This window comes from Streptomyces sp. NPDC101227, from assembly GCF_044767545.1.
In the GTDB taxonomy this organism is placed as follows: Bacteria; Actinomycetota; Actinomycetes; order Streptomycetales; family Streptomycetaceae; genus Streptomyces.
Window position 1 is genome coordinate 241,439 of the sequence record NZ_JBIWOD010000001.1, and the last position, 22,777, is coordinate 264,215.

The window sequence follows — 22,777 nt, forward strand, 5'->3', positions numbered from 1 at the left end:
CCACATAAGTCAGTTGGAGGGGATCAGACGTGGTGGATCCACGTTCGGCCGGAGCGCCGACCGTCCTTCGGGTGGTGCTCGGCAAGCGACTGCAGGACCTGCGCGAGAAGGCGGGACTGTCCTTCGAACAAGCCGCGCGGGCCCTCGATGTCACCCACGCCACGATACGGCGAATGGAAAAGGCCGAGGTCGGCCTCAAGATCCCCTACGTCGAGAAGCTGCTGGTGACCTATGGCGTCACCGACCAGGACGAGACGGAGGGCTTCCTCTCGCTCGCGCGCGAGGCCAACAAGCCCGGCTGGTGGCACCGGTTCCGTGACGTACTCCCCGAGTGGTTCAGCGCATTCGTCAGCCTGGAGAGCGAGGCCAACCTCATCCGGGCCTACCAACCGCACTACATCCCCGGCCTGTTGCAGACCGAGGACTATGCCGCCGCCGTCCTGCGGGCCGGCATGCCGCACGCCCCGGCCGCGGACATCGACCGCATCGTGGCGCTGCGCATGGAGCGGCAGTCGCTGCTGACCCGCGAGCAGGCACCGATGCTGTGGCCCGTGATGGACGAGACCGTCCTGCGGCGCCCGATCGGCGGCCCCAAGGTGATGCGGGACCAGATCACCCGGCTGATGGAGGCCACCTCCCTGCCGAACGTCCGGCTCCAGGTCATTCCGTTCGCTTCCGGCCCGCATCCCGCGATGTACGGGCCGTTCCACATTTTCCGCTTCCCGATCCCGGAACTCCCGGACATCGCGTACGCGGAAAGCCTCGTCGGAGCCGTGTACTTCGACCAGCGCAACGACGTCTCGCAGTTCCTGGAAGCCCTGGACCGGATGTGTGCGCAGGCCGCGCCGGCACACACCACCAGGGCCATTCTGGGTGGCTTTCGCAAGGAGATCTAACCCCCCATGGATCGCATACGCATCTACAACGGCATGCCCGCCAATGAACTGGGCAACGAAGGCTGGCACAAGCCGTGGAGTGGCGGAAACGGAGGCGAGTGCGTCGAAGCCATGCGGCTCAAGGACGGCCGGGTGGCCCTGCGCCAGTCCACCGACCCCAACGGACCGGCGCTGATCTACACCCATCACGAAATGGTGAGCTTCATCGAGGGAGCGAAGGCCGGTCACGCCGACTTCCTGCTCACCTCGGCACCGTGCCGGCGCGTGGAGCGGAGGACGGCATGAGCGAGCACGACTTCCCCCGGGAAGCGGCCGGCGACGAGGCCGCCGAGTTCGGACCGTACGTCAAGGGGCCCGAGCACTCCGGCTTCTCGGCCGAGGAGATCGACACCAGCAGGCCGCACCCGGCCCGGATGAACGACTACTACCTCGGCGGCTGGGACAACTACGAGGTCGACCGCGAGGCCGGGGACCGCATCCTCGCCATGCACCCCCAGGTACGCGAGAGCGCCATCGCCAACCGCGCCTTCCTGGGCCGGGCCGTCCGCGAGCTGGTCGGCGGCGGCATCCGCCAGATCATCGACATCGGCACCGGCATCCCCACCTCGCCCAACGCCCATGAGATGGCCCGCGAGACCGCGCCCGACACCGCTGTCGTGTACGTCGACAACGACCCGATAGTCGCCACCCACGCCTGGGCCCGGCTCACCAACACCGAACGCACCGCATTCGTGCTCGGCGACCTCCGCGACCCCAAGTCGGTCCTCGACCACCTCGCCGTCCGCGAGCTGATCGACTTCGACCGCCCCGTGGCGCTGGTGATGTCCGTCGTACTGGCCTTCATCCAGGACGAGGAGGACCCGGCCGCCCTCATCGCCGCCCTCGCCGACGCGCTGCCCGCCGGCAGCCACCTCGTGCTGTCCCACGCGACGTACGAGCCGTATGAGGGATACGAGGCGGGCGAGGTGGACGAGCGGATGCGCGCGGAGGTGGAGGACGTCTACAACGGCGCCGCCGCCCGGCTCAACCTGCGCTCCAAGGCCCAGATCGCGTCGCTCTTCGGACCGTTCACCCTGCTCGACCCGGGCGTCGTACGGGTACCGCTGTGGCGGCCCGACGGCCCGGTGCCCGGCGCCGAAGAACTCAACGACAACGTCTTCTACGGCGGAGTGGGCCGCAAGGACTGAGCCCGGCGGCCGTCAGCCGCGGCAGAGCAGCGCCGCCAGCACCTGATCGAGCTCCGCCTCCGGGTCGGCCGCCATGCTCACCGACCGCCACGCCACGAACCCGTCCGGGCGCACCAGTACCGCACCCGCCGGCGTGGTGCCGTGGACATCGGCCCAGTCGGAGCCCTTCTCCGGGGCCAGATCGTCCTCGGGACGGGTGCCGATGCTGTACGCGGGAAGGTGGACCGACCAGCGCTCGGCGACGTGCGCGGCGGCGGTGCGCCACGGGGCGCCGGTGGGGCCGGTGAGCAGGACCAGCGACTTCTCGTAGAGGTCCAGGGTCGACATCCGCACCCCGGCACGCTGGACCCACATGTGCGGCGCCCGCGTGCCGGGGGCACCCGTGAGCTGCATCCGGGCCGGGACGACGGGGAGTTCGGGGTCGGCGCCGACCACCGCGCCGTTCGGATAGCTGTAGCCGAGGGCGACGGTGAGCACGCCGCTCTGCCGGCCGCCGCCCGCACCGGGGGCCGCCGCGTACCCGGGGTGGCTGTGTTCGGCGGAGCGGGCGGAGGCGCGGGCGCTGGTCGCCCGGGCCACCGGCCGGCGCTCCGATTCGTAGGTGTCCAGCAGGCCGGGGCCCGCCCAGCCGTGCACCACGGCGGCCAGCTTCCAGGCGATGTTGTGCGCGTCCTGGATGCCGGTGTTGGAGCCGAACGCCCCGGTGGGGGACATCTCATGGGCCGCGTCACCGGCGAGGAAGACCCGGCCGGCCGCGTACCGCTCGGCGACGCGTTCGGCGGCGTGCCAGGGGGCCTTGCCGGTGATCTCCACCGCCATGTCCGGGACGCCGGTCGCCCGGCGGATGTGGTCGATGCACCGCTCGTCGGTGAAGTCCTCCAGGGTTTCGCCCGTGTCGGGGTGCCAGGGCGCGTGGAAGACCCAGTCCACCGTGTTGTCCACCGGAAGCAGACAGCCGTCGGCCTCCGGGTTGGTCAGATAGCAGGCGATGAAGCGCCGGTCGCCCACCGCGTCCGCCAGCGCGGGGGCCCGGAAGGTGATGCTCACGTTGTGGAACAGGTCGCCGGGACCCGTCTGGCCGATGCCCAGCCGCTCCCGGGCCGGGCTGCGTGGGCCGTCCGCCGCGATGACGTAGTCCGCGTGGATGGTGGTGTGCTCCCCGCTCTCCCGGTTCTTGACCACCGCCGTCACGCCCTCGCGGTCCTGGTCGAAAGAGAGCAGCTCGGTGCTGAAGCGCAGATCGCCGCCGTGCTCGCGGGCGCAGCGCACCAGCACCGGCTCCAGGTCGTTCTGGCTGCACAGACACCATCCGGCGGGGCTGAATTTGGCCAGCCCGCCACCCGGGTCGATCTCCTTGAACAGCCACTCCTGCTCCTCGCCGGTCAGCGAGGGGGCCTGGAGGATGCCGTGATTGTCCGAGAGCACGGATGCGGCCTCGCGGATCCGCTCCTCGGCGCCCGCAACCCGGAACAGCTCCATCGTGCGGACGTTGTTCCCCCGCCCGCGCGGATGCCGTGACGTATCGGAATGCTTCTCCACCAGGATGTGCCGTACGCCCAGGCGCCCCAGGAACAACGACGCGGACAGGCCCACCAGGGAACCGCCCACGACAAGTACCGGAACCCGCTCTTCGACCGCTGCATTCATTCCTTGCTCCAGCTCCTGTGGCGCCTACGGAGCTGGAGTTTCCCCGGCGGCCGGAGCGTTCGATCATGGTTCACCCGCATGGCCCACACATCTCGCGCGCCCCGGGGGTCCCGTCCACGATCGATTCCGGGACGGCCACCCCCGCCGCGGGGCCGGTCGTCCCGGTACGCCGGGTCAGTGACCGGATCACCTCCGGAACTGACGACGCACCACAGGAGCCGGATCGCTCCGAGGGAGATGCGTAGACGATGACAACAGTGTCGGAACGAATATCGCAGTCCGCGTTCGACGGCTCGAGACTCCGGGTCGTCCTGATGCTGGACCTCCACGAAGGCGCCCAGCAGCGCTTCCTCGAAGCCTACGAGTACCTGCGCAACCAGGTGGCCTCCGTCCCCGGTCACATCACCGACCAGCTGTGCCAGTCCATCGAGAACCCCTCGCAGTGGCTGATCACCAGCGAATGGGAGAGCGCACCGCCGTTCCTGGCCTGGGTCAACAGCGAGGAACACGTCAAGATGGTGCAGCCCCTGCACGGCTGCGTGCGCAACACCCGGTCGCTGCGCTTCAGCGTGCTGCGCGAGACCTCGAACGTCTCCGCGCCCGCCCCCGACGCGCACGCCAAGGGCCGGCTGCAGGCCGCCCCCCGCGTCGGCGACGGTGTGGTCCGGCACGCCCTGACCTTCACCGTGAAGCCCGGCAGCGAGTCGATGGTCGCCGAGATCCTGGCCGGCTACAGCTCCCCGGAATCGCAGGTCGACGACACCACCCGGCTGCGCCGCACCTCGCTGTTCATGCACGACAACCGCGTCGTGCGGGCCGTCGAGGTGCAGGGCGATCTCGTCGCGGCGCTGCGTCATGTGTCGGAGCAGCCCGAGGTCCGGGCCGTCGAGGAGGCCATCAACCCCTACCTCGAGCAGGACCGCGACCTCACCGACCCCAACTCCGCCCGGGTGTTCTTCACCCGCGCCGCGCTGCCCGCGGTGCACCACATCGGCACGGACGGACCGGAGTCCCGCGACGCGCGGCGGCACGCGCTGTACTACCCGGCCAAGGAAGGCTGCGGGATGGCGCTGGCGCGGCTGCTGGCCGGGCAGGACGAGCTGGCCGCGGACGACCCCACCTGCCCGATCGAGGGCAGCACCATCTTCCAGCGCGACGACATCGTCGTCCGGCTCGTCGACCTCCGGGCCGACCTCGACGAGATCGACCCCGACCTCGTCATCGGCGTGCGCGGCACCCGCAAACGGGGCGTCTTCAAGCGCCTGATGGACACCGACGAGGCCGGCGGTCTGACGACCGACCGGGAGCTGGCGCACTTCCTCGCGCGCTCCGACATGGACCTGATCACCGACCGCCGGGCACCGGACTCCTGACCGCGCATCCGGCCGTCCAAGGCCCCCACCCGTCGGCCCCCGTACCAGGAGGAAGCAGCCATGACCACGCACCGCCCACGCATCGTGGACCTCAACGAGACCAAGCCCAACCGCCGGCGCGGAGGCGACCTGCGCGCCATGCTGACACCCACCGCGGTGGGCGCCACCAGCGGCTTCATGGGCATGGCCCTCGTACAGCCCGGGGAGCGCATCGGCGAGCACTACCACCCGTACTCCGAGGAGTTCGTCTACGTCGTGAGCGGCGCGCTCGAAGTCGACCTCGACGGCGAGCCGCACCCGCTGCATCCGGACCAGGGGCTGCTGATCCCGCCGTATCTGCGCCACCGCTTCCGCAACGTCGGCGACGTGGAGGCCCGGATGGTCTTCCACCTCGGGCCGCTGGCCCCGCGCCCGGACCTGGGGCACGTCGACACCGAGGAGACGGACGGCGGTGCGCCTGCGGGCCCACCGGAACGGACGGAGCCGGTGTCATGACGCGCCGTGTTGCGGTCACCGGTGTCGGTATCGTCGCGCCGGGTGGCGTGGGAGTACCCGCTTTCTGGGACCTCCTGTCCGCCGGGCGCACCGCGACCCGGGGCATCACCCTCTTCAACCCGGAGGGCTTCCGCTCCCGGATCGCCGCCGAATGCGACTTCGACCCGGCGGCCCACGGGCTGGGCCCGGAGCAGGTGGCCGCGCAGGACCGGTACATCCAGTTCGCGATGGTCGCCGCCCGCGAGGCGGTGCGCAACGCGGGCCTGGACACCGACAGCGAGGACCGCTGGCGCATCGGGGTCTCCCTGGGCACCGCGGTCGGCGGCACCACGCGCCTGGAGCACGACTATGTCGCCGTGAGCGACTCCGGTCAGCACTGGGACGTGGACCACCGCCCGGCCGGCCGCCACCTGCAGCGGGCGTTCTCCCCCAGTTCGCTCGCCTCCGCGGTGGCGGAACAGATCGGCGCCCACGGGCCGGTACAGACCGTCTCCACGGGCTGCACCTCCGGCCTCGACGCCATCGGCTACGCCTTCCACTCCATCGAGGAGGGCCGGCTGGACGTGTGCATCGCGGGCGCGTCGGACTCGCCGATCTCCCCGATCACGGTGGCCTGCTTCGACGCGATCAAGGCGACCTCCGCCAACAACGACGACCCCGCCCACGCCTCGCGGCCGTTCGACGCCCACCGCGACGGATTCGTCATGGGCGAGGGCGGCGCCGTCCTCGTACTGGAGGAGCTGGAGCACGCCCGCGCCCGCGGCGCCACCGTGCACTGCGAGATACGGGGCTACGCCACGTTCGGCAACGCGTACCACATGACCGGGCTCACCCAGGAGGGCCTGGAGATGGCCGAGGCGATCAATCGCGCACTCGCCCACGCGCAGGTCGACAGCTCGCAGATCGACTACGTCAACGCGCATGGCTCGGGCACCCAGCAGAACGACCGGCACGAGACCGCCGCCGTCAAGAAGTCGCTGGGTGAGCACGCCTACAAGGTGCCCATGAGCTCCATCAAATCCATGGTGGGCCACTCGCTCGGCGCGATCGGGGCGATCGAGATCGTCGCGTGCGTGCTGGCGCTCGCCCACCAGGTAGTACCGCCGACGGCCAACTACGAGACCCCGGACCCGGAGTGTGACCTCGACTACGTGCCCAAGACCGCGCGGGAGCTGCCGCTGCGGTCGGTGCTCTCGGTCGGCAGCGGGTTCGGCGGCTTCCAGTCCGCGGTGGTGCTGACCAGACAGGGTGGGAGGGCCCGATGAGCTCCCAGCAACAGCTGCCCCAACGTCAACAACTGCCCCAACGTCAACAGCGACGGGCTGTCGTCACGGGCATCGGTGTGATCGCCCCCAACGGCGTGAGCACCGAGGCCTTCTGGAAGGCGACCAGCGAGGGCATGAGCGTGCTCGACCTGGTCACCAGGGAAGGGTGCGAGAACCTGCCGCTGAAGGTCGCGGGCGAGGTCCGCGACTTCGACCCGGCGGTGCTCATCGAAGAGCGCTACCTGGTGCAGACCGACCGGTTCACGCACTTCGCCATGGCCGCCGCCAACCTCGCGCTGGACGACGCCCGGCTGGGCCGCGCCGACTACAACGACTCGCCGTTCGCGGTGGGCGTCGTCACCGCGGCCGGTTCCGGCGGCGGCGAGTTCGGCCAGCGGGAACTGCAGCACCTGTGGGGCCAGGGCTCCAAGCACGTCGGGCCCTACCAGTCCATCGCCTGGTTCTACGCGGCCAGTACGGGCCAGATCTCCATCCGCGGCGGCTTCAAGGGCCCCTGCGGCGTGGTGGCCAGCGACGAGGCCGGCGGCCTGGACGCGCTGGCGCACGCGGGCCGCACCATCCGGCGCGGCACCGATGCCGTCGTCGTCGGCGCGGCCGAGGCGCCGCTCGCCCCGTACTCGGTGGTCTGCCAGCTCGGGTACGACGACCTCAGCAAGGTCGAGGACCCCTACCGCGCCTACCGTCCCTTCACCGACGCCGCCTGCGGCTTCGTCCCCGCCGAGGGGGGAGCCATGCTGGTGGTCGAGGAGGAGAGAGCGGCCCTCGACCGAGGGGCGGACGTCCGCGCCGTGGTGGCCGGGCACGCCGCGACCTTCACCGGGGCGGGCCGCTGGGAGGAGTCCCGGGAGGGCCTGGCCCAGGCGATCACCGGCGCGCTGGAGGACGCGCGGTGCGCTCCCGAGGAGGTCGACGTGGTGTTCGCGGACGCCTTCGGAGTGCCGGCGGCCGACCGCGCCGAGGCGCTCGCGATCGCGGACGCGCTGGGCCGGCATGCCAAGGCCGTACCCGTGACCGCACCCAAGACCGGCACCGGCCGGGCGTACTGCGGCGCCCCCGTCCTGGACGCGGCGGCCGCGGTGCTTTCCATGGAGCACGGCGTCGTGCCCCCTACCCCCAACGTCTTCGAGGTGAGCTGTGACCTCGACCTGGTCATCGTCTCGGCCCGCCCGGCCGAGCTGCGGACGGCGTTGGTGCTGAGCCGGGGACTGATGGGCTCGAACGCGGCGCTGGTGCTGCGTCAGGGCTCCACCGGGTCCCCCTCGTGAGAAGGAGAAACCCGTCATGATCGCTGAACTGACCTTCGAGGAGCTGGCCTCGCTGATGAAATCGGCCGCCGGTCTCACCGTCAAGCCGGAGGACTTGGCGGGCCGGCCCGATGCGACCTTCGCCGACTTCGGTCTGGACTCGCTCGGCCTGCTCGGCATCGTCGGTGAGCTGGAGAACCAGCTGGGCCGGTCGCTGCCGAACGACGCCGAGCGCAGCAAGACGCCGCGCGACTTCCTCGACCTCGTCAACACCGTGCCTACGACAGGAGCCTGACATGCCCGGTCACACCGAGAACGACATCAAGATCGCGGCCCCTCTCGACCTCGTCTGGGACATGACGAACGACCTCGAGAACTGGCCCCAGCTGTTCAGCGAGTACGCCTCCGTCGACGTGCTCTCGCGGGAGGGCGACAAGACGACCTTCCGGCTGACCATGCACCCCGACGACAACGGCACCGTCTGGAGCTGGGTCTCGGAGCGGGTGACCGACCGCAAGGGGCTGTCCGTCCGCGCCCGCCGCGTGGAGACCGGGCCGTTCCAGCACATGGACATCCACTGGTCCTACCGCAAACTCCCCGGCGGCACCGGGATGTACTGGACCCAGGACTTCGCGATGAAGCCCGAGGCCCCGGTCGACGACAAGGGCATGACCGAGCACATCAACCGCAACTCCAAGATCCAGCTGGAGCTCATCCGGGACAAGATCGAGGCGCGCGCCACCCGGGACTCGGCCGGCCCCAACTGAAGGGAGCCCACTGATGCACCATGCCCTGATCGTGGCCCGCATGGCACCGGAGTCGGCTCCGAAGATCGCCGAGGTCTTCGAGGCGTCCGACCGCACGGAACTGCCGCATCTGATCGGCGTCTCCCGGCGGAGCCTGTTCCAGTTCGGTGAGGTGTATCTGCACCTCATCGAGTCCGAAAAGCCCCCGGGCCCCGAGATCGCCAAGCTGACGGACCACCCCGAGTTCCGGTCCATCAGCGACAGGCTGTCCGCGTACGTCAGCGCGTACGACCCGCAGACCTGGCGGAGCCCGAAGGACGCGATGGCCCGTCAGTTCTACAGCTGGGAGCGCGCCGCCGGCTGACGCGCCCACGCGCCCATGAGGGCCGGACGCCAAGGTGCCCGCGATCAGCGTCGATCGCGGGCACCTGCGCGGCGCGGACGGCTACCCGGCCCAGCTCACCCCGGAACGCTGCACTCGAAGGCGTGCAGATACGGGTTGACCGGCATGATGTCGTGGACCAGCAGACCGGCCTCGGACATCCGGCTGATGAGGCTCTCCTTGGTGTGCTTGGCCCCGCCGACGTTCAGGAGCAGCAGCAGGTCCATGGAGGTGGTGAACTTCATCGAGGGACTGTCGTCGACGAGGTTCTCGATGATCACGACCCGGGCGCCGGGCCGGGCGACCTCCAGGATGTTGCCCAGCGTCCGCCGGGTGCTGTCGTCGTCCCATTCCAGGATGTTCTTGATGATGTAGAGATCGGCCTGGACCGGGATCTCGACCCGGCAGTCGCCGGGCACGATCTCCACGCGGGAGGCGAGCGGGCCGCCGTCCCGCAGCCGCGGGTCCGCGTTCGTCACGACATTGGGCAGATCGAGCAACGTCCCCCGCAGATCCGGGTGTTTCTCCAGCAGACTGGCCAGCACATGCCCCTGGCCGCCGCCGATGTCCGCCACCACGGACACCCCGGTCAGATCGAGCAGCTCCGCCACGTCCTGCGCGGACTGCTTGCTGGAGGTGGTCATGGCCCGGTCGAAGACCTGCGCCGAGTCCTGGGCGTCCTGGTGCAGATACTCGAAGAACCCCTTGCCGTACAGGTCGTCGAAGACGTTCCGGCCGGACCGCACCGCCTCGTCGAGCCGCGGCCAGGCCTCCCAGGTCCATGGCTCGGTGCACCAAAGGGAGATGTACCGCAGGCTGTTGGGCGCGTCCTCGCGCAGCAGCCGGGACATCTCGGTATGGGCGAACCTTCCGTCGTCGGTCTCCTCGAAGATCCCGTAGCAGGACAGGGCGCGCAGCAGCCGCTGCAGCGGCCGTGCCTCGGTCCGCACCGTGGCGGCCAGCTCCTCGGCGGTGGCGGGCGCGTCCCCCAGCGCATCCGCCACGCCGAGTCTGGCTGCCGCGCGTACGGATGCCGCGCACGCGGCTCCGAAGACGAGTTCCCGCAGCCGCATGGCGGGCTGGGGAGTGGGGCTTACGGTGGTCATTCCGCCTCGATTCTGCTGTTCGGTGCTCCTGCTCGATGCCGCTGAAGGGTGGGACCAACCGTCAGCACAGGCCTGCCGGTTCGGAGGTCCGGCACTGATTGCCGACGAACCGGTTCCCGGTACCGGCGTGGTCCCGGTTGATCAGGTCGGCCGGCTGGTTGCGCAGCGCGACGTTGCCGCTGATGACATTGCGTTCGTTGAGGGCCTTGGCAAAGCTGGGGAAGAGGACGATGCCGCCGGAGAGCGGGGACTTCCCGACGTTGTTGTTGACCATGTTTCCCCCCACTCGGGTGTCCTCGGCGCCGGTCAGGACGATGCCGATGCCCTGGAGGAACGGCAGGCGCTTGGTGGCGGGGCAGTGCTTGTTGTTGTCCGATACGTTGTTGCCGCTCACCGACATGTCGCCCGCCCGGGGCCGCGATTCGTCGCCCACGACGAACACCCCGCCGCAGTTGCCGGTGATTTCGTTGCCGTCGACCCGGAGCTTTCTCACCCGCCGGACGGTGATGCCGATCCGGTTCTCCCGCACACGGTTGTCGGTGACCTCGGTGCCGCGGGTGTCCAGGGCGCCGCCCTCCTCCGCGACGGTGTTCGCGAGAAAGATGCCCGCGTCGCCGTTGCCGCGGGCGGTGTTGCGCTGGATGGCGCTGCGGATGGACTTCTCCAGGGCGATGCCCCACTGGCCGTTGTTCCGCGCGCGGACGCTGCGCACCCGCAGCCGGCTCGTCCCGGTGGCCCAGATGCCGTTCTTCTTGAAGCCCGAGACGGTCAGGGAACGGATGGTGACGCCCCGCAGGCGGTGCTTCGGTCCGCCGATGACACAGATGCCGTTACCGTCCCGGCCGCAGGCGTTCTCCGCCCGTGCGGTCGGCGGTCCGATCACGGTGCGCCGGCCCGATCCGCGCAGCGTCACCCGAGGCTCCTTGATCAGAACGCTCTCGCGGTAGACGCCGGGCTCGACGAAGACGGTGTCCCCGGGCTTCGCCGCGTCCACCGCCTTCTGGATCGACTCGCCCTGGTGGACCACATGCCGTTCCGCGGCGTCGGCCGGCGGGGTGGTGACCAGGCCACCGACCGCGGCCGCTGTCAGGCATGCCAGGTACTTCATCTGTCGAATCGTCATGAGGCGAAGCTATGGGCGATCGCGACCGCACGCCACATGCGGTAACCCAATGACTACGGTAAGTACATCGTTCGGCGCATCATCAGGACTCTGGCGCACCGTCAGACGGGCCGGCGCCGGGCCGGACGGCGTACCCGGGCGGCGCGCCCGGACCTCACCGCTCACGACCAGACGTCGTGGTCCCCGCCCTGCCACTCGATCACCTCACGGTCGTCGAGCGACACCATGTCCGTGTCCAGACCGGCCCGGCGCAGGAATTCGAGGACATCGACGCTGCTGTGGGCGCGGCCGACGCTCTCGCCCCCGATGGTCACCTGCCGGCCACCGCCGGGGGACGGCGGATGCACGATGACGGGCGGATGCTCAGCCATACCCCCAGCCTGCGACCGGGGCGGCGGCGACGCACGTCAGCCGTCGTCCACCGGGGCCGCCCGGCTCACACCGTGAACGGCTGCTGCTCCAGGAACCGCTTGCCGGGCTGCCCGGTCACAAAGAAATTCGGGCTCTGCGTGGGCGGCATGTTCCGCTGGATATCGCGGTGAAAGGCGCGGTAGCCGCCGCGGAACGCCCCGCGGTTCCAGACCTCCAGCAGCGTCCCGGTGAACTTGCCGTTGACCGGGCCGTCGGAGGCGAGCTGATTGTCCTGGCAGGCGGAGATCAGCAGCGCGCTGGTGGCCTTGCGGTCGCTTTTCGCGCCGAGTGCGCGCTGGATTTCCTGGAAGGACGCCTTGTCCCGTTCGTAGATCTGGCTCTGCTTGACGACCGGCATCAGGCGTGACGTGTTCTCGATCTGGCCCGGGTCGGTGGTCTGGAACTGCTCCCGCATCGCCTCGGTATTGAGGACGTCCCGTACCTCGATGCCGGACCCGCTGTGGCAGCTGTCGTGCAGCGCCAGGATCCGCACGCCGTCGGCGAATCGCCCGAATTCCCGGTAGAGCTCGTCGTCGAGGAATTGCCGGTCGTAGAACACCAGCGTTTCGTCGAATTCATCCGGTTCCTCGTCCGCGCCGTCGAGATTCGGCACCTGCCCGCCGTGCCCCGAGTAGGTGAACAGGAAGATGTCGCCGCTGCGCAGGCGCTTGGCCGCATCGCGCAGCTCGCCCGTGATGTTCTCGGTGGTGCATTCCTGGGTCAGCAGGACCGTCTCGTCGAACCCGGCCTGATGGGCCAGCCGGGCCATGTCGTGGGCGTCGTTCTCGCAGGCGACGAGCTCGCCGTCCCAGCCGTCGTATTTCGCTGGATCGACATTGTTGAGTCCGACATGGAGGGAGAGGCCGGTGGCCATGGGATATCTCCTTGCGCCTGGGGTCAGGGAGGTACGGAAAACGCCTGGATGCATTCCGTAACTCCGGTGACCGGAATCCGGCGGCAGGCCCAACCGCCTGAACGGTCCCTCCGGTCCAACGGCGACACGCGCGGCCGTTCGAGTGGCTTCGGCGCCCGCACCGAGGAGCGCCGCCCGCCACCGGGAAGCGCTCACCGCATGATCCCCTCAGATTCTCCGCGGGCCGATGGGGCCGCTGTGGCCGGCGGGGCGGCACCCCGCGACGCGCTGACGCACCGCGCGGGCTACGACGAGAACTTCCTCGGTCCCACGGTGCCGCTGCCGACGCCCCTCGCTCCGGACATCGAGACGGTGGTACTGCCGTACACCCACTTCAGCGTGGTGCTGCGCCCGGACCGGCGGCTGGCGGCGGCCACCGCCGTGTGCATCGACGGGCAGCGCCTGCTGGCGGAGGTGATTCCGCGGGACGACAACTGGCGCTTCGACCCCCGGCTGCCCGAGGACCGGCAGGTCGGCGAGGACATCTACCACGACAACACCCTCGACCGCGGGCATCTGGTGCGCCGCCTGGACCCCGTATGGGGCGAGCCCGCCGAATGCGAGGCGGCCAACGACGACACCTTTCATTTCACCAACGCCGCCCCGCAGGCGAATGTGTTCAACCAGGGCAAGAAGCTGTGGCAGGGCCTGGAGAACTATCTGCTGGACCACGCCGCCGAGTTCGACCGGAAAATGACCGTGCTCACCGGGCCCGTACTGCACGACGCCGACCCGCCCTACCGGGGCGTACAAGTGCCGCTGCGCTTCTGGAAGGTGGCGGCCTTCCTGCAGGACGGCTCGCTCGCCTCCACGGGATACGTGCTCGATCAGAGCCCCGACCTCAGCCGGGACACCGGCCGGGCGCCGGCCCCGGCGGAGCCGGGCGGACCGCCGCCGCTGGGCGCCTTCCGGACCTTCCAGGTGCCGGTCGCGGACATCGCCGAACTGACCGGGCTGGGCCTCGGCCCGCTGCCCGCCTGCGACCTGATGCCGCTCACCCGCGCCCCGGCGGAACGCTGGAAGCGGCTGGAATCGCACGACGACATGGTCCTGAACGGCTGACCGGCGATGACATCCACCCCGCGGCCGACGGTCGTCTATATCCATGGCATCGGTAACAAAGTCCGCGCGGAATTGCTGAAATCCCAGTGGGACAGCGCGCTTTTCGGCAGGGACATGGGCGGCGCCTCGCGCATGGCGTACTGGGCCTCGCTCCGGTACGAAACCCCGTTGCCCGATTCCCGGTCCGACCCGCTGGACGGCGGTCTGCGGCACAGCATGGAGAGGGCGGGCCCGCACGGCACCGAAGGGCCCGAGGAATTCATCGGGAGAACCCTCGCCGAAGCGCGGTTCGCGGCCGGCGACGGCACGCGGGCCGCCGGGCCCGGCCCCGCGGCCGAGGACGCCCTCGCCGACTGGCTGCGCGACATGGTCTATCTCGCGGATGCGCTCGCCGAGAGCGATCGGACCGAGGAAGCGGGCCCCGCCGATGAGCCCCTCCCCGAGGCGCTGCCGCTGCCCCGGCCCGCTCGTAAGGCGGTGTTCCGGCTGCTGGTCCAGCACACCTTCAAGGACCTCCACGCCTATTTCTTCGGCGGCGACGGACCGGCGATCCGCGAGACGTTCAAGAATGCGCTGGAGGGGCTGGACGGCGGCCCCGTCGTGGTCGTGGGGCACAGCCTCGGATCCGTCGTCGCCTACGAGGTACTGGCGGAGTGGCAGGGCGAGGTGCAGCTTCTGGTGACCGTCGGATCACCGCTGGCGATCACCGAGGTACAGGACCAGTTGGCGCGGCCGCCCGCCGTCCCGCCCGGCGTGCTGGCCTGGCGCAACGCCTCGGACCTGCGGGATCTGGTGGCCCTGGACCACACCCTGCGACCCGAGTACGCGCCGCAGGACCGGGTCACCGATCTGCTGGTCGCCAATGACAGCCCGAACCACCACAACGTCACCCAGTATCTGGCGAATCAGCAGGTCAGAGAGCCGGTGCAGCGGATCTTCAACTGCCTTGCGCAGGACGAAAAGGGGTGAAAACATAATAAGTGTCAGTAGATCGGCCGTGCGTCGAGTCTGCATCCGCCGCGGCTTGGTAGGTGCGTCATGCCGTTGACCGACGAGGACTGGGACCTCGTGACGATCTGGGTGCGGGAATATCTCCTGAGTACCGTGGATCCGTATGGACAGCTCAGCCTTTACGATTTCCCTCCTGATTTCATCGCCGCACTTCCGCTGACACACGTCCCCGCCACCAACGCCCGGGTGCTGGTATGCGCCTCCCGCAAGGACATCAAGGGCCAGGTGAGGCTGCTCAAGGTCGTCATCTCCATCAACGCACTGGCCGTTCGGCCCGACGTCAAGAAAGCCGAGGAATTTCTGCGCAAATTGCGCGCGGACGAGGAATTGGAGGAGGGAACCTCGCCCGGGGTGAGGGACAACTTCCGTACCAGCGTATTCGGCGACGAGGTATTCATCGACCGCCTGGCGCTACGCGACACCCTGCGGGAATTCGTCGCCAACCCCAACAAGTTCGTGCTGCTCGTCGACGGCGAACCGGGCAGCGGCAGATCGTACACCTACACTTTTCTCCGGCACCTCGGGCAGCAGCACGGATTCCGTCCGGTGCGCGTCACCCTGTCCCGGAACTCCACCGCCGACAAACTCATCCGGAGACTGGCCGATATCGTCGACGCCCCTTCAGCCCGCCCTTCCGTGGACCCCACGGGCCCGAATGATCCGCTGTCGTCTGTCGACGAAGCGGTGCACTGGGTGGTCGGCCGGGCAACCGCCCTCGACAAGCCGCTCTGGCTGGTCCTCGACGAATGCGACAAGCTCGAACCCGGCTCCGATGTCTGGGACGTCATCGGACAACTCGCCCTCGCCATCTACGAGCAGGCATGTGGCAACCAGGCACCCCGCCTGGTGCTCCTCGGCTACGGACCCGGCATGTACCCCCTCCCGTACGACCTGAAGGCGAGTCAGTGCCGGGACACGGCACGCATCATCGGGGAGCGCGAGCTGCACGATTTCTTCGACCAGTACTTCCGCGAATCCCCGCCCGCCTGCCTCGGCGAAGGCGAGCTCGCCGCAAAGCGCCTCTCCGGAATGGTCGATCTCGCCGTCGAAGAGGTGCTGCACGCCGCGCGGAAGGGCGGCAACGGCGGCGAATGCTATATGCGCAAGGTCTGCGTGGCAGCGGAGGGAGCCGTCAGTGCCTATCGATCCCTCTGAGGTGCAGAACGTCTTCGCCGCCCGGCTGCGCCAGGAACTGCGCGCCGCCGAGGACCGGTCGGACACCGTCTCGGACGCCCGCCGCGCCTACCGCGAAGCGGCCTGCCTGCTCTCCCGGTTCGACCCCCGCCTGCTCAGGCTCCCCGGAGAAACCGCCGCCACGGGAGACGCGGCCCTGGAACTGCTCGACGACTGCACCACCACGAGCATGCAGGGCACGGTCGTATGGAGCCTCCGATCCGACATCCGGCACGCCGTCCTGCGCGCACTGCCCGGCCCGGAAGCCGCCCGCGGCGCCCTGGAGACCAACCGCGACCAGTTCTGCGCCGACTCCGGACCCGAACACCTCTGCCTGGACTATCTCTCCGGCCGCCCGCCACCCGACCGGGACCGCACCCCCGAAGAACTGGCCGACACCCTCCAGGCGGTGCGCTGGCTCTCCCTCGTACCGGGCACGCACGGCCTGCCGGACACCGGAGAAGTCCAGCACGCCCTGGAACGCGCCCGGCTCCTGCAACCCCTGGAACGCTTCGTACGGGGACCGTTCGAGGGCCGTCCCGACGAACTCGCCGCCATCCGCTCCTACGTGCTCGACGCGCACCCGCCACCGGTGCCGCCACTGGTCATCCACGGCCCCGGAGGCATGGGCAAGAGCACCCTGCTCGCGGCGTTCCTGCTCCGCAGCATCCGCTGCGACAGGCCCGGCTTCCCCTTCGCCTACATCGACTTCGAGCGGCCCACGCTCTCCATCCAGGAACCGGTCACCCTCATCGGAGAGGCCGCCCGGCAGCTCGGCGTCCAGTACCCCGCGCACCGCGCCGAGTTCAACGCGCTGGCGCAAGAGTGCCGGCAGGTGGCCGGCAGCCAGCGGGAGGAAGAGGACCGGGTGACCCAGCTGTACGGCCTCGCCACCACCCGCTCCGTCCTGGGGCGCAGCTCCTCCCATGCGTTCCAGACCCTGGCCACCGGGAGGGAGAGCGACCTCCTCGCGCGGGTCGCCGATGTCCTGCGCCGGGCGGTGGCCGGATCGGACCAGGAAGACCAGCCGTTCGTGCTGGTCATCGACTCGTACGAGGATGCCCAGTACCGCGGATCGCCGGTGCTGGGCCGGCTGTGGGCGACCTGCCGCGCCTTCGAGAGCGTCTATCCGCGGATGCGGTGGGTCGTAGCCGGCCGCGCCCCCGTGGACCATCCGGCGCGCGACGTCACTCCGCTGGAGATCGAACTCCAGGAACTCGAACCCGCGGCGGCCGTGGCCCTCTTGAAGGACTGCGGCGTCACCGACCCCGGTGTGGCAACGGTGCTGGCCGAGCGGGTCGGTGGCCACCCCCTCAGCCTGAAGCTGGCGGCGCGGGCCGTCGCCCTCGCCCGGAGCGACGGCGCCGACCTGACCGACGATCTCCTGCAGAGCCTGCCCCCCCGCCGGGAGGAGGACTTCCGCCGCGTCGACCAACTGCTCGTCCAGGGCATCCTCTACGACCGCATCCTCAGCCACATAGCCGACGAGAACGTACGCCGCCTCGCCCGTCCGGGCCTGGCACTGCGGACCATCACCCCCGAGATCATCAAGGACGTCCTCGCCGAACCCTGCGGACTGCCGGTGCCCACCCAGGAGGCCGCCCGGGCGCTCTTCGACGAGTTCTGCCGCCTCGACATGGTCGAGCCCACCGGTCCCGACGCCGTCCGCTACCGTGCCGATGTCCGCGCGATCATGCTGCGGCTGCCCGACGGCGACCACGCCGCCGTACTGCACGAGGTCGAACGCCGCGCGATCGACTACTACGCCGCACGGGACGGGGTGGCGGACCGCGCCGAGGAGATCTACCACCGGCTGCGGCTGGACGAGGACCCCCGCGCGGTGGAGGAACGCTGGCAGCCCGGCGTGGAGCGGTTCCTGCTCGGCGCCCAGCAGGACCTGCTGCCCCCCAGGGCGGCGGCGCTGCTCACGGCCCGGCTCGGCACCGGGGCGCCCGACAAGATCACCGAGGCCGCCGACCAGACGGACTGGGAACGCATCACCGCCCGCGAGGTTGCGGACCTGCTCGCCCAGGGCTTCGCGCAGGAGGCCCACGAACGGATCCGGCGCCGCCGCCCCTGGGCACCGTGCAGCCCGCTGCATCCGCTGTTCGCCGAGACACTGTGCCTGCTCGGGCGCCGGGACGACGCCCGGCAGGCCGTGGCGGACGCCCTCGCGGGGATCCGGGACGCGGACTGCGCCGCACGGCGGCTGGAACTGCTGTTGCTCTCCGCCCGCCTCGCGGAGAACGCCGGCGACCTGGCGGGCGCCGACCGCGCTCTGCGGGAGGCGGAAGACACCGCGGTCTCGCTGGGGCAGGACCTGGAGGCCATGGGCGCCCTGCTGGCCCGTACCCGGCTGGCCGCCGCGGCCGAGCACCAGGACACCGAAGCGGGCGGTCAACTGGCCGAAAAACTACGGGAGATGCCCGACGCCGTACTCGCCGACCAGCCCGTCCTCGTACGCGCCGTCGCCTCGCAGATCTACGAACGGGACCCCGGAGCGCTCGACCATGCGCTGAAGATCGCCGGACTGCCGGCTGACGACTCGACGCTGGAGACCCTCGGTGGGGCGATGCGCCGCGCCACCACCCGCCGGCCGGAGCTGCTCGGACCCGTCATGGGCATCCTGAACGACGCCATCGGCACGTACCGCAGACCCGGCGAGGAACAGCGCGGCATCGCCGACCTCCTGCGCCTGGCCCGCGACCGCGGCACCCTCGGCCAACTCGCCCGCCGGCTGCTGACGGTGACCGACCCCAGCGGCGAGATCGACGCCGGGGTGGCCGCGGCCATGGGCGTGGGCACCGGCGGCCGGCCGACCTGCGACGACCCGCCCGCCGAGACCGGCGGCCGGCCGATCAGCGTCCCCCCGCGGGTGGCCCCGGCCACGGGCGTGGGCACCACCGTCCGTACGACGCAAGGGACCTCTGCCCGCCCGCCCGCCGGGACCGACAGCCCGCCGGAGACAGAACGAGAGGGGAGCCTGGTGACCATCTACCTCCCGACGGAGCAGGTCCGGAAGGTGCTCGACGCCATCCTGGAGACCGGCCTCGCCGACCCCTCCCTGCGCCCGCTCCTCTTCGACGGCATCATGCTGAGGTACCAAGGCACCCTGCCGCGGCTGGCAGCGCCCGGTCAGCAGGTGCACTCCGACCTCAACTCGATGAACAAGGTGGAGCGGCTGGTGGACGGCTCCGTGCCGCTGGAGATCTGGCTGCGCAACGCCGTCGCCCAGACCGTCGAGGCCGCACCGCTCGCCGTCTTCCAGCGCGCCCTCGACGATGTGGCGCGGCAGGCCGGAGGCGAGCCGGACGTCCTCGCCGGGGTGGGCGCCCCGGAGACCAAGGAGGAGATCGTCCACCGGGACGACACCGTGCCCATCGGCTTCCTGCGGGGCGGAGATGTGGCCGCCACGGCCGTCGCCCGGCTCAAGGTCCTGCCGTTCGAGGGCGGCGCCCCGCTCCAGCCGAACGGCTTCCCGCACTCCGGTACGGGCTGGCTCGTCGCCCCCACCCTGCTGATCACCAACCACCATGTGATCAACGCCCGGACCGGCACCGGCGAGGGCCGCCCGGCCGCCGGGCCGGACGACCTGAACCTCCAGGCGCAGCACGCCCACGCCCGCTTCGACTACGACACCGACACCGACGGCACGGAGACCGAAGAGGCCGCCATCACCGCACTCGTCGCCGCCGACCCGCAACTCGACTACGCCGTCCTGCGGCTGGCCGCCGAACCCGCCCGTCCGGTCCTGAAACTGGCGCAGAAATCGCTGACCGTCGCGGACGGCGACTACGTGGCCGTCAACATCATCCAGCACCCCGGCGGCCTCTCGAAACGCGTCGCACTGCGCAACAACCTCGTCTTCGAGACGGACGCGAACGACGTGCGCTACTTCACCGACACCCGCGGCGGCTCCTCCGGATCGCCCGTCCTCACCGACGACTGGAAGGTGGTGGCGCTCCACCGGGGCACGCGCCGCGTGGAGAACGTGATGTTCCAGGGCAAGACCACGGCCTTCGTCAACGTCGGCACCCAGATGGACGTCGTCATGCGCCACCTGGAGGCCACCCACCCCGATATCCACGCCGAGATCGCCACGGCTCAGCAGAGCTGAGCCACGTCATCGCCGCAAGGAGGACAGGATGCGCAACCGGAGCCGATCACCGGTGGCCACCGGTCCCGAGCAGGTGTTCTCCGACCTGCGGGAGGTCGCCCAACGCGTACGGGACGGCCTGACCTGGGAAGTCCCCGAGTCCGCGCCGGATCTCCCCGCCGAAGAGCTCCCCGCGGGACAGATCTCCCGGTACGCCCAGCAGGAACGCACCCGGGTGCTGTCCGCGGGCGCCAACGGCCTGGAGAAGCTGGCCGAGGGGCGCGCCGACGAGGTCAGCGAGGACGAATCCTTCGGGATGGAGGCCATCGTCCTCCTGGAAGGCAGGCCCGCCCTCCTGGTACAGCACCACGACTTCGTCCCGCCCGCCGGGGACTGGGCCGTACTCGACGGCCACCGGGCCGCGATAAGGGAATCCCTCGTGCGGGTCGGCCGGGTCGAGGTCCGCGGACACGTCAGCCTGGACTGGCTCGGTACGGCATTCCTGGTCGGCCCGGATGCGGTGATGACCAACCGTCATGTCGCGGTCGAGTTCGCCCGCAGCGAGGGCACCGGGTGGACCTTCCAGCAGGGCATGAGCGCCGAGCTCGACATGGCCGAGGAGTACGGCACCGTCGCCCCGGACGACGGCGGCGCCGCCTACCGCATCACCGAGGTACTGGGCGTCCACGAGGACGTCGACATGGCCCTGCTGCGAGTCGTCCCGAGCGACGGCCGCGCCCCGTCGCCCGGCCCGGTCGCCGTCGCCGCGGACGCGCCGCCCGACCTGCCCGGACGGCCGGTGTACTGCGTCGGCTATCCCGCCTGGGACGGCCGCCGCAACGAACCGGAATCCATGCGCCGGATCTTCATGGACATCTACAACGTCAAACGCCTCCAGCCCGGCACCACCACGGAGCTGCTGCCCGAGCGCACCACCATGAAGCACGACTGCTCCACCCTGGGCGGCAACAGCGGCTCCCCGGTCTTCGACCTCACCGACCACCGCGTCCTGGGCCTCCACTTCGGCGGCCGCTACGGCTACGGCAACTACGCCGTCCCGCTCTGGCAGATGGCCGACGACCCCCTGCTGCAACGCGCCGAGGTCAATTTCGTCTGAGGGACCCGAGCCCGGGCCCACGCCCCGCGGTCGCGCCCGGCGGCGGACCCGCCGGAAACGCTCGCGCCGTCGCCCTGCCGTGACGCTCGTCCCAGCGGGCGGGGAATGCCACGGCCGGTCGCGCTGTTCGTGCCAGGGGGTGAAGGTGATGAGGTACGGGTGTGGTGGTGCGGCAGCGCCGGCGGACGCCGCGTGGCCCGATGCGCCGGAACCTGCCGTTCGCGTGGTGCGTTCACTTCGCGACCGCCCCGACCCTGGAGGTGCCGTGCCCGGTTCCCGCCCCCGTCCCACGCCCCTGCGCGCCCTGCGCCCCGCAAGCTTCGGCGCCGAGCCCACCGGCGAGCGGCTGGCGAGGATACGCAGATCGCCGCAGTTCCGGGACGGCCAGTTCCGCAACCCCGCCCCCACCCGGCAGCTGCTGCGGGGGTCCGCGCTGCAGATGGCCCGTGCCCAGCTGAGCCGCGAGGGCCGGCTGCGCCGCGCCCCGATCGGCCGGATACCGGTACACCACCCGACCGCCGCGGACTGGGGCCGGCCGCCCGATTCCGGCCTGCGGATCACCTGGATGGGCCATTCGAGCGTGCTCGCCGAAATCGACGGCCACCGGGTGCTCTTCGACCCGGTCTGGGGCGAGCGCGCCTCGCCGTTCAACTGGATCGGGCCCAAGCGGCTGCACCCGGTGCCGGTGAAGCTCGCCGAGCTCGCTCCGATCGATGTCGTCGTCATCTCGCACGACCACTACGACCATCTCGACATGCCCACGATCCGGGGCCTGCGGGACTCCGGCGCGGCCTTCGTCGTACCGCTCGGCATCGGCGCCGACCTGGAATTCTGGGGCGTGCCGGCCGGCCGGATCACCGAGCTGGACTGGCACGAGTCCACCCGGGTCGGCGGGCTGACCCTGACGGCCACCCCCGCACAGCACTTCTGCGGCCGCGGGCTGCGCGGCCTCCAGCACACCCTCTGGGCCTCATGGGTGGTGGCAGGACCCGAGCACCGCATCTACCACAGCGGCGACACCGGCTACTTCCCCGGCTTCGCCGAGATCGCCGCCGCACACGGCCCGTTCGACGCGACGATGATCCAGATCGGCGCGTACTCCGACTTCTGGCCCAGGAACCACCCGCAGGACGCGCCACTGCCGGGAGCCTGGCCCGACATTCACATGACTCCCGCTCAAGGGGTCCAGTCCCACCTTGACCTGCAAAACGGCCAGGCGGGCGGGGTCCTGCTGCCGATCCACTGGGGCACGTTCCAGCTGGCGCCGCATCCGTGGGCGGAGCCGGCCGAGTGGACCATGGCCGCCGCCAGGGCCGTGGAGCAGGACGTTGCGTTCCCCGTTCCGGGGCAGCCCTTCGAGCCGGGGGGAGACCTTCCGACGTCCCCGTGGTGGCGGGACCTGTCCCTGCCACTGACCCGGAAGTGGCCCGTTCCGCTGGCGCCGGCGTTCGTGGAATCGCTCGACCTGGCAGGGGAGAACTGACGCGGGAGGATCCGCGCCGGGGGCGG

General features: G+C 70.5%; 21 protein-coding genes. 16 read left to right on the top strand and 5 right to left on the bottom strand.

Annotated features, from left to right (window positions below):
* The first annotated feature begins 29 nt into the window (after positions 1-29).
* From ACIRPT_RS01095 to ACIRPT_RS01105, 3 genes are read left to right on the top strand one after another with little or no spacing between them, the layout of a single operon-like run.
* Positions 30-896: a helix-turn-helix domain-containing protein gene (locus ACIRPT_RS01095; RefSeq protein ID WP_403820316.1), complete on the top strand. Its 867-nt coding sequence runs from the start codon at positions 30-32 to the stop codon at positions 894-896.
* 6 nt (positions 897-902) lie between these two features.
* The gene (locus ACIRPT_RS01100; protein ID WP_403497933.1) at positions 903-1,181 is read left to right on the top strand and encodes a DUF397 domain-containing protein; all 279 of its coding nucleotides are present in this window, start codon (positions 903-905) and stop codon (positions 1,179-1,181) included.
* On the top strand, positions 1,178-2,083 hold the full coding sequence (locus ACIRPT_RS01105; protein WP_403820319.1) for an SAM-dependent methyltransferase: 906 nt from the start codon (positions 1,178-1,180) through the stop codon (positions 2,081-2,083). Before ACIRPT_RS01100 ends, ACIRPT_RS01105 begins: the two co-directional genes overlap by 4 nt.
* A gap of 12 nt (positions 2,084-2,095) precedes the next feature.
* Here the strand turns inward: ACIRPT_RS01105 and ACIRPT_RS01110 are convergent, their stop codons facing one another.
* Complete coding sequence (locus ACIRPT_RS01110; RefSeq protein ID WP_403497936.1) at positions 2,096-3,730, bottom strand: FAD-dependent oxidoreductase; 1,635 nt, start codon at positions 3,728-3,730, stop codon at positions 2,096-2,098.
* A 248-nt stretch (positions 3,731-3,978) separates the two neighbouring features.
* Here ACIRPT_RS01110 and ACIRPT_RS01115 point away from each other — a divergent pair, with 248 nt between their 5' ends.
* From ACIRPT_RS01115 to ACIRPT_RS01145, 7 genes are read left to right on the top strand one after another with little or no spacing between them, the layout of a single operon-like run.
* The gene (locus ACIRPT_RS01115; RefSeq protein WP_403820323.1) at positions 3,979-5,103 is read left to right on the top strand and encodes a SchA/CurD-like domain-containing protein; all 1,125 of its coding nucleotides are present in this window, start codon (positions 3,979-3,981) and stop codon (positions 5,101-5,103) included.
* A gap of 60 nt (positions 5,104-5,163) precedes the next feature.
* Positions 5,164-5,598, top strand: coding sequence for a cupin domain-containing protein (locus ACIRPT_RS01120; RefSeq protein WP_403497939.1), 435 nt, complete (start codon positions 5,164-5,166; stop codon positions 5,596-5,598).
* Positions 5,595-6,863 (top strand): beta-ketoacyl-[acyl-carrier-protein] synthase family protein, encoded by a 1,269-nt coding sequence (locus tag ACIRPT_RS01125; RefSeq protein WP_403820326.1) that lies wholly within the window; start codon positions 5,595-5,597, stop codon positions 6,861-6,863. Before ACIRPT_RS01120 ends, ACIRPT_RS01125 begins: the two co-directional genes overlap by 4 nt.
* Entirely contained in the window at positions 6,860-8,149 is a 1,290-nt protein-coding gene (locus ACIRPT_RS01130) for a ketosynthase chain-length factor (protein WP_403820329.1), read from the top strand. Before ACIRPT_RS01125 ends, ACIRPT_RS01130 begins: the two co-directional genes overlap by 4 nt.
* Positions 8,150-8,165: 16 nt before the next feature.
* Positions 8,166-8,423 (top strand): acyl carrier protein, encoded by a 258-nt coding sequence (locus tag ACIRPT_RS01135; RefSeq protein WP_403820332.1) that lies wholly within the window; start codon positions 8,166-8,168, stop codon positions 8,421-8,423.
* A gap of 1 nt (position 8,424) precedes the next feature.
* Positions 8,425-8,895: an SRPBCC family protein gene (locus ACIRPT_RS01140; RefSeq protein WP_403497946.1), complete on the top strand. Its 471-nt coding sequence runs from the start codon at positions 8,425-8,427 to the stop codon at positions 8,893-8,895.
* Between the two features lie 13 nt (positions 8,896-8,908).
* Positions 8,909-9,238, top strand: a complete 330-nt coding sequence (locus ACIRPT_RS01145; protein ID WP_403820335.1) for a TcmI family type II polyketide cyclase — start codon at positions 8,909-8,911, stop codon at positions 9,236-9,238.
* 95 nt (positions 9,239-9,333) lie between these two features.
* Here ACIRPT_RS01145 and ACIRPT_RS01150 read toward each other — a convergent pair whose 3' ends face one another.
* The 4 genes from ACIRPT_RS01150 to ACIRPT_RS01165 all read right to left on the bottom strand — a co-directional run bounded on the left by ACIRPT_RS01150 (position 9,334) and on the right by ACIRPT_RS01165 (position 12,770).
* Positions 9,334-10,362 carry a methyltransferase gene (locus ACIRPT_RS01150; protein ID WP_403820338.1) on the bottom strand — a complete coding sequence of 343 codons (1,029 nt, stop codon included), beginning with the start codon at positions 10,360-10,362 and terminating at the stop codon, positions 9,334-9,336.
* A gap of 61 nt (positions 10,363-10,423) precedes the next feature.
* The gene (locus ACIRPT_RS01155; RefSeq protein ID WP_403820341.1) at positions 10,424-11,485 is read right to left on the bottom strand and encodes a nitrous oxide reductase family maturation protein NosD; all 1,062 of its coding nucleotides are present in this window, start codon (positions 11,483-11,485) and stop codon (positions 10,424-10,426) included.
* Positions 11,486-11,646: 161 nt separating this feature from the next.
* Positions 11,647-11,856: a hypothetical protein gene (locus ACIRPT_RS01160; RefSeq protein ID WP_403820344.1), complete on the bottom strand. Its 210-nt coding sequence runs from the start codon at positions 11,854-11,856 to the stop codon at positions 11,647-11,649.
* A gap of 65 nt (positions 11,857-11,921) precedes the next feature.
* The gene (locus ACIRPT_RS01165; protein WP_403820347.1) at positions 11,922-12,770 is read right to left on the bottom strand and encodes a caspase family protein; all 849 of its coding nucleotides are present in this window, start codon (positions 12,768-12,770) and stop codon (positions 11,922-11,924) included.
* A 237-nt stretch (positions 12,771-13,007) separates the two neighbouring features.
* Between ACIRPT_RS01165 and ACIRPT_RS01170 the strand changes: the two genes are divergently transcribed.
* From ACIRPT_RS01170 to ACIRPT_RS01195, 6 genes are all read left to right on the top strand, one after another.
* Entirely contained in the window at positions 13,008-13,871 is an 864-nt protein-coding gene (locus tag ACIRPT_RS01170; protein ID WP_403820350.1) for a DNA/RNA non-specific endonuclease, read from the top strand.
* A gap of 6 nt (positions 13,872-13,877) precedes the next feature.
* The gene (locus ACIRPT_RS01175; RefSeq protein WP_403820352.1) at positions 13,878-14,840 is read left to right on the top strand and encodes an alpha/beta fold hydrolase; all 963 of its coding nucleotides are present in this window, start codon (positions 13,878-13,880) and stop codon (positions 14,838-14,840) included.
* 75 nt (positions 14,841-14,915) lie between these two features.
* Positions 14,916-16,037, top strand: a complete 1,122-nt coding sequence (locus ACIRPT_RS01180) for an AAA family ATPase (RefSeq protein WP_403820354.1) — start codon at positions 14,916-14,918, stop codon at positions 16,035-16,037.
* Positions 16,018-20,172: a trypsin-like peptidase domain-containing protein gene (locus ACIRPT_RS01185; RefSeq protein ID WP_403820357.1), complete on the top strand. Its 4,155-nt coding sequence runs from the start codon at positions 16,018-16,020 to the stop codon at positions 20,170-20,172. Before ACIRPT_RS01180 ends, ACIRPT_RS01185 begins: the two co-directional genes overlap by 20 nt.
* Positions 20,173-20,200: 28 nt before the next feature.
* Positions 20,201-21,268 (top strand): trypsin-like serine peptidase, encoded by a 1,068-nt coding sequence (locus tag ACIRPT_RS01190; protein WP_403820360.1) that lies wholly within the window; start codon positions 20,201-20,203, stop codon positions 21,266-21,268.
* A gap of 265 nt (positions 21,269-21,533) precedes the next feature.
* On the top strand, positions 21,534-22,751 hold the full coding sequence (locus ACIRPT_RS01195) for an MBL fold metallo-hydrolase (protein ID WP_403820363.1): 1,218 nt from the start codon (positions 21,534-21,536) through the stop codon (positions 22,749-22,751).
* Positions 22,752-22,777: the final 26 nt, after the last annotated feature.